This window comes from Rhodobacter sp. Har01, from assembly GCF_020564565.1.
Classification (GTDB): domain Bacteria; phylum Pseudomonadota; class Alphaproteobacteria; order Rhodobacterales; family Rhodobacteraceae; genus Pseudogemmobacter.
On sequence record NZ_JAJCTD010000003.1, the window covers coordinates 98,198 to 110,454 of the forward strand.

Genomic DNA, 12,257 nt, shown 5'->3' on the forward strand with positions numbered 1-12,257 from the left:
GGCGCCGCAAGCCTCTTGCCTCGTCATCGCGCGCCAGGGGCGCGCGCCGCCTCGGTCAGGGGGCGCTGCCCCCTGACCCCCGGGGTATTTTCGCCAAGATGAAGATCCTTGCCGCTTCATCTTGGTCCAAATACCCCCGCCGGAGGCAAATCCGGCAAGACAAGGCAAGACAAGGCAAGACAAGGCAAGACAAGGGACGTGCGGCCGCGGTTGTGGCCTCTCCGCCTGACCGGCCCCGGTCAGGTGCCGCGCGGCTTGGCACGCAGGGTGGGTTCGGCCTGGGTCGGGTCTTCCGGCCAGGGATGCCTTGGGTATTGCCCGCGCATGTCCTTGCGCACCTCGGCGTAGGTGGTGGCCCAGAACCGCGGCAGGTCCAGCGTGACCTGCACCGGCCGTTGCGCCGGCGACAGCAGGGTGACGCGCAGGGGCAGCCGGTGCTGGCCCACGGTCGGGTGACGGGTGACGCCGAACATCTCTTGCAGACGCACCTCGATGGCGGGGTGGTCGCCGTCATAGTCGATCGGCACCGACCGGCCCAGCGGGGTGGTGAACTGCGACGGCGTCAGCCGGTCCAGCGCGGATTTCTGCTCGTGCGAGAGCAGCTCCAGCAGCGGCTTTGTCAGGTCCAGCGCCCGCAGGTCGGCCTCGCTGCGGCGACCCTTGAGATGCGCCAGCAGCCAGTCCGCCGGGCCGGCCAGCAGCGCCTCGTCCTCGACCTCGGGCCAGTCCGTGCCGCGCGCCAGCCGCATCCGCGCCCGCAGCCGGCGGGCGGCCGGCGTCCAGGGCAGGCCGATCTGGCGCAGCCCGTCCAGCGCCGCCCGGGCCAGCGCCTCGGGCGGGGCCTCGGGCCAGGGCCGCTCGTCCAGCACCAGCGCACCGAACACCTCTTGCCGCCGCGCCTGCACCCGGCCGTCGCGGCGGTTCCATTCCACCGTCTCGCGCCAGCCGATCTGGCCCGCGTGCAGGGCGCGGAACTCGGTCTCGGGCAGTTCGACCGCCTGCCGCACCATGGCTTCGCGCGGGTCGCCGTCCAGGTCGGTGGCCACGATCATCCGCGCCCTGGCCAAGCCCGAGCCTGCGGGCAGCAACGCGCCCTTGCCGCCCGACAGAAGATAGCGCGGCGCCTCACCCGGGCGGCGCAGGCCGATGCGGTCGGGGTAGGCCAGTGCCGCCGCCTGCGCCACCGACAGGCCTGGCACGGTGCCCAGCGGCACGGCGCGGGCCAGCCGCGCGGCCTCGAGCCGGATGCGGTCCAGCGTCGGGCGATGCGCGTCCGCCGGCGGCCGGTCCAGCGCCTTCAGCCGCAGCATCAGGTCCGGCCCCGCCCCGCGCAGCGGATCGCGGTCCTCCAGCAGCGCGGCCAGCGGCGCGGCCCCCGGCCCGGCCACCGCCAGCATATGCGCCAGCCGCGGGTGCAGCGGCAGGCCGGCCAGCAGCCGGCCATGCGCGGTGATGCGGCCGGTGTCGTCCAGCGCGCCCAGGCCCGCCAGCAGCGCCCGCGCCTCGGCCAGCGTGCCCGGGTGCGGCGGGGTCAGGAAGGGCAGCGCCCCGGACCCCCAGAGCGCCAGTTCCAGCGCCAGCGGGGTCAGGTCCGCGGCCTCGATCTCGGCCGGGGGATAGGCGCGCAACGCGCCTTCCTCGCCGCGGGTCCACATCCGGTAGCAGGTGCCTTGCGCCACCCGGCCCGCCCGGCCGCGGCGCTGCTCGGCCTCGGCCCGGGTCACCCGTTCGGTCACCAGCCGCGACATCCCCGAGGCCGGATCGAACCGCGCCCGCCGCGCCCGGCCGCAATCGACCACCACCCGGATGTCGGGCAGCGTCAGCGAGGTCTCCGCGATGGCGGTCGCCAGCACCACCTTGCGCCCCGGCGCCGGCGCCAGCGCGGCGCGCTGCGCGGCAAAGTCCATTGCGCCGAACAGCGGCCGCAGGCTGCAGCCCGGCAGGCCTTGCAGCAGGCCCTCGACGCGGCGGATCTCGCCCTCGCCCGGCAGGAAGACCAGCACCCCGCCGTCGGTTTCCTCGACCGCCTGCCGCACCAGCGCTGCCGCCGCCGCCTCGAACCGCAGGCTGGCGTCCAGCGGTCGCGGCAGCCAGCGGGTTTCCACCGCAAAGGCGCGGCCCTCGGCGGTGATCACCGGCGCATCGCCCATCAGCGCGGCCACCGGCGCGGCGTCCAGCGTCGCCGACATCACCAGCACCGCCAGGTCGGGGCGCAGCGCCGCCCGCACCTCCAGCGCCAGCGCGAGCCCAAGGTCGGCATGCAGGCTGCGTTCGTGGAATTCGTCGAAGATCAGACAGGACACGCCGGGCAGTTCTGCCTCGGACTGGATCATCCGGGTCAGGATGCCCTCGGTCACCACCTCGATGCGGGTGGCCGCCGAGACCTTCGCCTCGCCCCGGATGCGATAGCCGACGCGCCCGCCGACGGTCTCGCCCAGCGTCTCGGCCATCCGTTCGGCGGCGGCACGGGCGGCCAGGCGGCGCGGCTCGAGCATCAGGATGCGGCCGGGAAACAGGTCCGCCGCCAGCAGGTCCAGCGGCACCACGGTGGTCTTGCCCGCGCCCGGCGGGGCCTGCAGCACGGCGCGGCCGGCGGTCGCCAGCGCGGCGCGCAATTCGGGCAGGATGGCGGTGACGGGCAATGCGGTCATCCCCGCCTCTTGCCACGCCGGGCCGGCCTGTAACAAGCCGTGAAGGCCGGGGGCTTCCGGGTTGCCGTCCCGGGCGCTAGGGGAGTGTTTGCGCAAGCAGGAGACCGGCATGACCCTGGACGAAGCCAAGCGCGCCCGCGCGGCGGTGGCGGCGATGTTTGCCGCCAACGGGTTCACCATGGGCGCCTGGGCACCGCAGATTCCGCTGCTGCTGCCGCGCCATCAGATCAGCGAATTCACCCTGGGCCTGCTGATCCTGGTGCTGGGCCTGGGCGCGGTTTCCGCCATGCTGTTTGCCGGCCGGCTGATCGCCCGCTTCGGCACCGTGCCGGTGCTGCGCGTCTTTGCGCTTGGCATCGTGCCCAGCCTGCCCGCCGTGGTGCTGGCCCCGTCGCTTTGGCTGCTGGCCCCGGCCATGGCCGCCCTGGGGGCACTGATCGGCTGCATGGACGTGGCGATGAACGCCAACGCGGTCGAGGTCGAACGCCGGCTGGGCCGGGCGATCATGTCGTCGTCGCATGGCTTCTGGTCGCTGGGCGGCTTTCTGGGCGGCACCTTCGGGGCGGCGCTGATCGCCCGCGCCTCGGCCGAGGCGCAGGCGCTGGCGACCGCCGCGCTGGTGGCCGGGGTGGTCCTGCTTGCCCAGGCCGCCCTGAAGGGAGAGCCGCCGCACCCGGTGCCTGCCCCCGCCGGCGGCCGTCGGCGCGGGCTGTTGCCCCGCGCGGCGGGGATCTGGGTTCTGGGCGCGATGGCGCTGTTCTCCATGGTGCCGGAAGGCGCGGTGCTGGACTGGGCCGCGCTCTATCTGCAGGACGAGCTTGCCGCCTCGACCTTCGCTTCGGGCCTGGGCTTTGCGTTCTTCGCCGGGGCGATGGCGGTGATGCGCTTTGCCGGCGACGGCCTGCGCAACCGCTTTGGCGCGGTGCAGACGCTGCGGCTGTCCGGGCTGATCGGCGCGGCGGGGCTGCTGATCGGCGCGGTCGCCCCGGCGGCCCCCCTGGCCATCGCCGGCTTTGCGCTGGCCGGTCTGGGGGTGGCGAACATGGTGCCGATCCTGTTCTCGGCGGCCGGGAACTATCCTGGCCAGGCGGCGGGCGCGGCGATTTCGGCCGTCACCATGGTCGGCTATACCGGCATCCTGGTCGCCCCCGCCTCGATCGGCTTCGTGGCCGAGCATATCGGCTACCGGCCGACCTATGCCGTGCTGGCGGGGCTTCTGGTGGTGGTGGCGACGCTGGCCCCGCGCACCGCCATGGCCGACGCCCGTCATGCGCCCCCGGCGGCTCCGACCGCCCGCTGAAGCAGGCCCGCCGCCGGATCGGCGGCCAACAGCCGGACAAGGTCGCAGGCCTGCCGCAGCGGCATGACCGGCGAGGTCAGCCGCCGCGCCCCAGCGTCAGCGACAGGAAGGCGCGGAACACCTGCGCCGGGGCGGTCAGCGGGCGGTTGCGCGCCCAGCTCAGCCCGACGTCCATCGAGGGCACCGGCTCTTGCGTCGTGCGCTGCTCGATGCGCTGGCCTTCCAGCGACCAGGGCCGATAGACCATGTCCGACAGGATCGTCACGCCCATTCCGGCAGCGACCATCGAGCGCACTGCCTCGACCGACGAGGTCGAGAACACCACCTGCGGAACCAGGCCGTGCTGGTCCCAGTAGCGGCCGGCGGTGCGGCTGGCCTCATCCACCGTCAGCATGATGTATGGTTCGCGGGCAACGTCGCGCAGCGACACCTCGGGGGCCGAAAGCAGCGGGTGTTCCGACGGCAGCCAGACCCGACGGCGCGACCGGAACAGGGTTTCGGCCTCAAGCTCTTCGGCATTGCCCAGGTTCGAGGTCAGCATCACCGCCAGGTCCAGCCCGCCGGTGACCAGCGCGTTCTCGATCGCCGAGCGCGAAAGCTCGGACAGTTCCAGCGTGACGCCCGGATAGCTGCGCCGGAAGGCAGCGGTGTGGCGGGCCATGAAATAGCCGGCGACCGTATAGGTGACGCCCAGCCGCAACCGCCCGGTGACGCTGCGTTCCTCGCCCAGCGGGCTGCGTTCGGCATCGTCCACCGCGGCCATGATCGCCCGTGCCCGGCCCAGGAAGCGCGCGCCCTCGGGGGTGACCGACACGCCCTGCGCGCCGCGCTGCAAAAGCTGCACCCCCAGCCGCGCCTCAAGCCCCTGGATGCCCGCCGTGACCGCCGATTGCGAGATGTTCATCTCGACCGCCGCCTGGCTGATCTGCCCGGCCTCGGCGGCAGCGATGAAGTAGCGCAACTGTCTCAGCGTCAGGGCCATGGCGGCGTCTCATCGGATTTTTCGATACTGTAATGCAGATTTTCGTATTTGCCTATGCGAACCGAGTCGGTCCAGCATCGGGGCAATCCAGAAGAAAAAAGGGGGGTGCGATGCCGGTCACGGTGAATTGTGACATGGGGGAAGGCTTTGGCCTGTACCGCATGGGCGACGACGCGGGCCTGATGCCGCTGATCGACATCGCCAACGTCGCCTGCGGCTTTCACGCCAGCGATTTCAACCACATGCGGGCCACGGTCCGGCTTGCCAAACAGCATGGGGTCAAGGTCGGCGCACACCCCTCGCTGCCCGATCTGCAGGGCTTCGGCCGGCGCGAGATGAAGATCGGCCGCGAGGAAATGACCAACGCGCTGATCTACCAGATCGGCGCTTTGTGCGGGTTCCTCAAGGCCGAGGGGCTGCCGCTCAACCACATCAAGCCGCACGGCAGCCTCTATGGCATGGCCGCCCGTCAGGACGACATCGCCCAGGCCGTCTGCGACGCCGCCGATATTTTCGGCGTGCCGCTTCTAGGCATGACCGGCACGCTGCACGAAACCGTCTACCCGGCCCGCGGCCACGGCTTTGTCGCCGAGTTCTATGCCGATCTGGATTACCGCCCCGACGGCAGCCTGATCGTGACGCGCGAGCATGAGGCGAAGGACCCGGCGCTCATGGCCGCCCGCTGCGTGCGCGCCATCACGGAAGGCCGCGGCACCGCCATCGACGGCAGCGACATCCCGGTGCGCTGCGACAGCATCTGCATCCACTCCGACACGCCCAACGCCATCGACATCGCCCGCGCCGTCCGCGCCGCCATCCAGCCCTACACCTGAAAGGCCCCTCCGATGCCCCAGATCCAATCCCCCCTGCCCGGCACGTTCTACCGCAGCCCCTCGCCCGACAAGCCGCCCTTCAAGGCCGACGGCGACGCCGTCGCCGTGGGCGACGTGATCGGGTTGATCGAGGTGATGAAGTCGTTCCACGAGGTGAAGTCCGAAGTGGCCGGAGCCAATATCCGCTTCGCCTGCGACAACGAGGAGCCGGTGATGGCCGGCGCCGTGCTGGCGGACCTCGACTGATGCTGAAGAAACTCCTGGTCGCGAACCGGGGCGAGATCGCGGTGCGGATCATCCGCGCCGCCCGCGACCTTGGGATCGCCACCGTCGCGGTGCATTCCGACGCCGACACCGAAAGTCTGCATGTCCAGATTGCCGATGAGGCGGTGAACATCGGCCCGCCAGCGGCGAAGAAAAGCTATCTGAACATTCCGGTCCTCCTGAAGGCTGCAGAAGACACTGGCTGCGACAGCGTCCACCCCGGCTACGGCTTCCTGGCCGAGAACGCCGGCTTCTCGGACGCCGTCACCGCCGCCGGCCTGACCTTCGTCGGCCCCAGCGGAGACGCCATCCGCCTGATGGGCGACAAGGTCGCCGCCCGCTCGGCCGCCCATGCGGCGGGGGTGCCGGTGGTGCCCGGATCGGCGGGGCGCATCCATGACATCGACGAGGCCCGCCACATCCTGATCGACACCGGGTTCCCGGTGATGATCAAGGCCGCGGCGGGCGGCGGCGGGCGCGGCATCCGCATCGCCAACTCGCTGGCCGAATTCGAGACCGCCTTCCCCCAGGCCGCGACCGAGGCCCTTGCGGCCTTCGGCGACGGCGGGTTGTACATGGAAAAGGTCATCACCCAGGCCCGCCACATCGAGGTGCAGGTGCTGGGCGACGGCACCGACGCCATCCACTGCTTCGAACGCGAATGCTCACTCCAGCGCCGCCGCCAGAAGGTCTGGGAAGAAGCCCCCTCGCGCGCCCTTTCGCCCCGTCTGCGCGACGAGCTTTGCGCCTCCGCCGTGCGGCTGGCCCGCGCGGTGGGCTATTCCGGCGCCGGAACCATCGAATACCTCTACGACGACGCGGCCGACCGCTTCTACTTCATCGAGATGAATACCCGCATCCAGGTGGAACATCCGGTGACCGAGATGATCACCGGCATCGACCTGGTGGCCGAGATGCTCCGCATCGCCGGGGGCGAACCGCTGCGGCTGCGGCAATCCGAGATCACCCCGCGCGGCCACGCCATCGAGGTGCGCCTCAACGCCGAAGACCCGGCCCGCGACTTCGCCCCCTTCCCCGGCACCGTCACCGACCTGCGCATTCCCGGCGGCCCCGGCGTGCGCTTCGATTCGATGCTCTACGCCGGCTACACCGTGCCGCCGTTCTACGACTCGCTCCTGGCGAAGCTGATCGTCCACGCCGAGACCCGCGAGGCTGCGATTGCCCGCCTCACCCGCGCGCTGAGCGAGCTGCGGATCGACGGGCTGAAAACCACCAAACCGCTGTTCCTTGCCCTGGCGGCCGATCCGGCCGTGCAGGCGGGCGCGGTGCATACCCGCTGGCTGGAAGGCTGGCTTGAAACACACGCCGCCCGGCTGGTGCCGGAGCTGGAGCCATGAGGGAGGGACCATGACGATCCGTTTCAGCTTTGGGGGGGACGAGCACATCTTCGGCGAAGTCTCCGAGGAAATGTCGCTTGAGGCCTTCTTCACCTCGCTTTCCATGACCAACGCCGTCCGGCAGGCCGGCATCAAGGGCGTGACCGAGATCTGCCCGGCCAACGCCAGCTTTCAGGTCAAGTTCGACCCCGATGCGATCAAGCCGGCCGACCTGCTCAAGGAACTGCAGTCGATGGAAAGCGCGGCGTCGAAGTCCGACGCCAGCCTGCAGACCCGGATCATGGAAATCCCGGTGTTCTACCAGGACCCCTGGACGCATGAGACCCTGATGCGGTTCCGCGAGCGGCACCAGGACCCGTCCAAGACCGACCTCGAATACGCCGCCGACGTCAACGGCCTCGGCACGGTGGAAAACTTCGTCCAGGCGCATTCCAGCCAGCCCTGGTTCGTCTCGATGGTGGGTTTCGTCGCCGGCCTGCCGTTCCTCTACCAGATGGTCGAACGCAAGCGGCAGCTGCAGGTGCCGAAGTACCTGCGGCCCCGCACCGACACGCCCAAGCTGACCATCGGCCACGGCGGCTGTTTTTCCTGCATCTACTCGGTGCGTGGCGCCGGCGGCTACCAGATGTTCGGCATCACGCCGATGCCGATCTACGACCCGAACCAGCAGGTTTCCTATCTGCATGATGAGATGTGCCTGTTCCGCCCCGGCGACATCGTCAAATGGAAGCCGATCAGCCGTGACGAGTATGACGCCGACCTGCAGGCGGTCGAGGCCAACCGCTATGAGCCGGTGATCCGGCCGGCGACCTTCAGCCTGTCGGAGTTCAACCGCGACATGGCCGGCACCAATGCGCGTCTGATGGAGGCCCTTCATGGCCGTTAAGATCATCACCCCCGGCCTGTCGACCACCGTGCAGGACCTTGGCCGCCCGGGATATTATCACCTCGGCATCCCGATTTCCGGCGGGATGGACCGCTTTGCCCTGCGCGCGGCGAACATGCTGGTCGGCAACGACGAAGGCGCGGCCGTGCTGGAAGCGGTGTTCCTGGGCCCCGAGATCGAGTTCACCGCCGCCGCCACCGTCGCCGTCACCGGCGGCGATCTGCCGCCCAGACTGAACGGCGAGGAACGTGCCGGATGGGAGGCGTTTCCGGTCAAGGCCGGCGACCGCCTCTCCTTCGGCTTCCTTAAGGCGGGCGCGCGGGCCTATATCGCGGTCTCGGGCGGCATCGATGTGCCGGTGAAACTCGGCTCGCGCTCGACCTACACCCTCGGCGCCCTCGGCGGGCACGAAGGGCGCGCGCTGAAGGCGGGGGACGAGTTGCCGGTGGGCCAGGGCGCGGGCGGCAAGGGCAGCGTCCCGGCCAACCTTCGCCGCATGCCCGGCAGCCCGGCGGAACTGCGCATGCTGCCGGGGCTTTACTGGCACCGGATCACCGCCGAGGCCGGGAAGCAGTTCTTCGCCGATACGTGGAAGGTCGCCCCTGAGGCCGACCGCATCGGCTACCGCTTCCGCGGCGGCAAGGCGCTGGATTTCGTGCCGCGCGAGCCGCCGTTCGGCGCCGGCAGCAACCCCAGCAACATCGTCGACGCCTGCTATCCCTATGGCAGCATTCAGGTTCCCGGCGGCACCGAACCCATCGTGCTGCACCGCGACGCGGTGTCGGGCGGCGGCTACATGATGCTGGGCTGCGTGATCAGCGCCGACATGGACCTGATCGGGCAGTTGCAGCCGCACAGCCCGGCGCGGTTCGTCGAGGTCAGCATGGACCAGGCCCTGCAGGCCCGCCACGACCGCCAGGCCGCGCTGGCCCGCGTCCGCGCGCATCTTGGCCGCTGAAGGGGGCGCGGGGCGGATGGCCGTGATCAGATCAGGCCCTGCCGCCCCGCGCCTCTTTCGGCGTCACCCCGAAGCGCGCCCGGAAGGCGCGCGAGAACTGCGCCTGGTCGGTGAAGCCGCGGGCATAGGCGATCTCGCCGATGGCGCGGCGGTCGGCGGGGTTCTTCAGGTCTTCCAGCGCCGCCTGCAACCGGGTGTCCCTGATCCACTGACCCAAGGTGGTGTTGGTGTCGCGCAACAACTCGTGCAGGTAGCGCACCGAGATGCCGCAGCCCGCCGCCACCTCGTCCGGCCCCAGGTCGGGGTCGTCGATGTGGCGCCGCACGAAGGCCTCGATCCGCGCCAGATGCGCCGCCCGCACGCTGGAGGCGCCCGAGGTCAGCACCCGTTCGTCGGACTGGATGGCGAGGGCGAGCAGGTCCACCAGCTGGCGGCCGACGATGGCGCGGGTTTCCTCGGTCATCGCGTCATAGCGACCGGGGATCAGGTGGACCATGTCGACGAAGAGGCCATTCGCGCCGTTGGTGGCGTCGAATTGCAGGCTGCAAAAGCGGTCCGGCGCGCGGACGCGGCCGCCGAGCAGCGCCTTGGACAGCTTCATCACCCACAGGTCGGCCGGCTCGGCATGGCTGAATTCATAGGGCTCATGGCTGCGTTCCATGAAGAAGCAGCCCGGATTGCCGCGGATTTCCTTGCCGCCTTGGGAAAAGCGCAGCTCGGACTTGACCGGCAGGGTGACGAGGAATTCCTCGGGCCCCGGTTCGCGGAAATGCTTGGGCAGGCGGCGGTAAAGCAGCGGGTCCGAGGTCAGCCGCGACAGCGACACGCCGCCCAGGTCCCAGCTGGACAATTCGCCGTCAAAGGCCTCGGGCCGCGCGAAGGTCAGGTCCAGCGGGAAGTAGGCGCGGGCGATGGTTTCGTGCCAATGCCGGCTGCGCCCCGCCTGATCCACCCCTTGCGTGCTGATCGTGGTCTTCATCGCGGCACCCCCTGGTGGCGCTATCAGGCCACGCGCCGAACCACCTGTAAAGCGCCCGCTGCGACCCGCCGCAAAGGGTGCACGGAAACACAAGAACCCATGCGCCCGGCGCAAAGACGCTGTGCAAAGATCGCCGCTAGCCTTCCCCGATCAACGGCGCAACAGACGCCGCGCGACAGGGAGTTTCGGCGATTCGCACCGGCCATTGGCCGGGCCCGCCCCCTATTGCGCGGCTTCCCAAGGGAGGCTTCGGCATGACGAAGGGAACTGCAAGGAAACGGGCTGAGGTCGATCCGATCACGCTATCGGTCGTCCGCGGCATCCTGGAGACGACCCAGCGCGAAATGACGCTTTCGCTGGAGAAGACCGCGCGGTCGAGCGTGTTCAACCTGGCGCACGACTATTCCACCGCGCTGTTCAACGCGGTGCCCGAGATGATCCTGCAGGGCCAGGATATTCCGATCCACCTTGGGTCGCTGATCCCGGCGATGAAGGTGGTGGCGGGCTATTTCGGCGACGACATCCACGAAGGCGACCTGCTGATCCACAACGATCCGGCCTGGGGCGGGTCGCACGCCATCGACACCTGCTTTTACAAGCCGGTGTTCTGGAAGGGCCGCCTGAAATACTGGACCGTCTGCAAGGGCCACCTCACGGACGTCGGCGGCCCGGTGCCGGCCGGCTACAACCCGGGCGCCAAGGAAATCTACGCCGAATGCCTGCGCATTCCGCCCGTCAAGGTCTGGGACCGCGGCGTTCCGCGCAAGGACGTGCTGAACTTCATCTTCACCAACATGCGCGCCCGCCGCGACCAGGAGGGCGACTTCAACGCCCTGATCGGCGCCTGCCAGGTGGGTGAACGCGCGCTGCTGGCGATGCTGGAGAAATACGGCGAAGAGCAGGTCGATGCCTGCATCGAGACCCTGCTCGACATGGCTGAGAAACAGATGCGGACGCTGATCGCCAGCGTGCCGGACGGCGTCTACGAAGGTGCGGCGATCGTCGAGGATGCGGGCCACGGCTTTGGCGACATGACCATCACCGCCAAGGTGACGATCAAGGCCGACACCTGCCACATCGAGATCTCGTCGCCCCCGCAGATCCCTTATTTCATCAATAGTTACGAGGGGAACAGCTATTCCGGCGTCTATCTGGGCCTGATGATGTTCGCCCAGCTGCCGCCGCCCTACAACGAGGGCCTGTATCGCTGCGTGACGGTGAACATGGGCCCCAAGGGCACGCTGTGCAACGCGCAGGAACCGGCGCCGCACATGAACTGCACCACCACGCCGATGGAGACGCTGACCGACGCGGTGCGGCTGGCCTTCGAAAAGGCGGTGCCGTCCAAGGTCTCGGCCAGCTGGGGCCATGCCAACGGGCTGAACATCGCCGGCTGGGACAAGCGGCATAACGAGGAATACGTGACGATGGTGCTGGCCACCATCATCTCGGGCGCCGGGGCGACGCCGTCGCAGGACGGCTGGCACGCCTGCGGGCCGGAATGCTGCTTCGGCGCGCTGACCAGCGGCGACGTGGAACTGCTGGAATACAGCTATCCGATCATCATCCACCGCTACAGCCTGATGACCGACAGTGGCGGCGCGGGCAAGAACCGCGGCGGGTCGGGCACGGCCTGGGAGGTGGAACCGCTCAACGACGACATGACCTTCATCACCTTCGGCGAAGGCCGCCGCATCCCCGCCGTGGGCGCGGCGGGGGCCGCCAGCACCATGATCGACGAAAAGGTCGGGCGGCTGGAGCTGGTGGAAGGCGACCATACCCAGACCATCCGCGAGAACGTCATCAAGGTCATCAAGCCCGGCGACCGCATCACCAACATGAACCCCGGCGGCGGCGGCTACGGCAACCCGATGGAACGGGCCGTGGAAAAGGTCGTCTGGGACGTGAAGAACGGCCTCGTCTCGATCAACGGCGCGAAGGAGGATTACGGCGTCATCATCAAGGACCCCGCCACGCTGGACGTGGACATGCGAGCGACCGAAGCCCTGCGCGCCCGTCGCGCCGTGGCAGCGATTTAAGGGGAAG

The 12,257-nt window shown here is 69.6% G+C and carries 10 protein-coding genes; 7 read left to right on the forward strand and 3 right to left on the reverse strand.

Features of this window, described 5'->3' with window-relative positions; all coding sequences use genetic code 11:
• Window positions 1–239 precede the first annotated feature (239 nt).
• Window positions 240–2,651: an ATP-dependent helicase HrpB gene (gene hrpB, locus LHP98_RS08950; RefSeq protein WP_227252189.1), complete on the reverse strand. Its 2,412-nt coding sequence runs from the start codon at window positions 2,649–2,651 to the stop codon at window positions 240–242.
• A 109-nt stretch (window positions 2,652–2,760) separates the two neighbouring features.
• Between hrpB and LHP98_RS08955 the strand changes: the two genes are divergently transcribed.
• Complete coding sequence (locus LHP98_RS08955; protein ID WP_227252190.1) at window positions 2,761–3,951, forward strand: MFS transporter; 1,191 nt, start codon at window positions 2,761–2,763, stop codon at window positions 3,949–3,951.
• Window positions 3,952–4,027: 76 nt separating this feature from the next.
• Here the strand turns inward: LHP98_RS08955 and LHP98_RS08960 are convergent, their stop codons facing one another.
• Window positions 4,028–4,933 (reverse strand): LysR family transcriptional regulator, encoded by a 906-nt coding sequence (locus LHP98_RS08960; RefSeq protein WP_227252191.1) that lies wholly within the window; start codon window positions 4,931–4,933, stop codon window positions 4,028–4,030.
• 110 nt (window positions 4,934–5,043) lie between these two features.
• On the opposite strand from LHP98_RS08960, the gene LHP98_RS08965 reads away from it, so the two are divergent.
• From LHP98_RS08965 to LHP98_RS08985, 5 genes are read left to right on the forward strand one after another with little or no spacing between them, the layout of a single operon-like run.
• Window positions 5,044–5,766, forward strand: coding sequence for a LamB/YcsF family protein (locus LHP98_RS08965; protein ID WP_227252192.1), 723 nt, complete (start codon window positions 5,044–5,046; stop codon window positions 5,764–5,766).
• A 12-nt stretch (window positions 5,767–5,778) separates the two neighbouring features.
• A complete protein-coding gene (locus tag LHP98_RS08970) occupies window positions 5,779–6,012 on the forward strand; it encodes an acetyl-CoA carboxylase (protein WP_227252193.1) in 234 nt (77 codons plus the stop codon).
• Complete coding sequence (locus LHP98_RS08975) at window positions 6,012–7,388, forward strand: acetyl-CoA carboxylase biotin carboxylase subunit (RefSeq protein ID WP_227252194.1); 1,377 nt, start codon at window positions 6,012–6,014, stop codon at window positions 7,386–7,388. Before LHP98_RS08970 ends, LHP98_RS08975 begins: the two co-directional genes overlap by 1 nt.
• Before the next feature lie 10 nt (window positions 7,389–7,398).
• Window positions 7,399–8,274 (forward strand): 5-oxoprolinase subunit B family protein, encoded by an 876-nt coding sequence (locus LHP98_RS08980; protein WP_227252195.1) that lies wholly within the window; start codon window positions 7,399–7,401, stop codon window positions 8,272–8,274.
• Window positions 8,264–9,232 carry a biotin-dependent carboxyltransferase family protein gene (locus LHP98_RS08985; protein ID WP_227252196.1) on the forward strand — a complete coding sequence of 323 codons (969 nt, stop codon included), beginning with the start codon at window positions 8,264–8,266 and terminating at the stop codon, window positions 9,230–9,232. The genes LHP98_RS08980 and LHP98_RS08985 overlap by 11 nt, the downstream gene beginning before the upstream one ends.
• Window positions 9,233–9,263: 31 nt before the next feature.
• On the opposite strand, the gene LHP98_RS08990 is transcribed toward LHP98_RS08985, so the two are convergent.
• Window positions 9,264–10,211: a helix-turn-helix domain-containing protein gene (locus LHP98_RS08990; RefSeq protein ID WP_227252197.1), complete on the reverse strand. Its 948-nt coding sequence runs from the start codon at window positions 10,209–10,211 to the stop codon at window positions 9,264–9,266.
• Window positions 10,212–10,465: 254 nt separating this feature from the next.
• Here LHP98_RS08990 and LHP98_RS08995 point away from each other — a divergent pair, with 254 nt between their 5' ends.
• Window positions 10,466–12,250, forward strand: coding sequence for a hydantoinase B/oxoprolinase family protein (locus LHP98_RS08995; RefSeq protein ID WP_227252198.1), 1,785 nt, complete (start codon window positions 10,466–10,468; stop codon window positions 12,248–12,250).
• The last annotated feature ends 7 nt before the right edge of the window (window positions 12,251–12,257 follow it).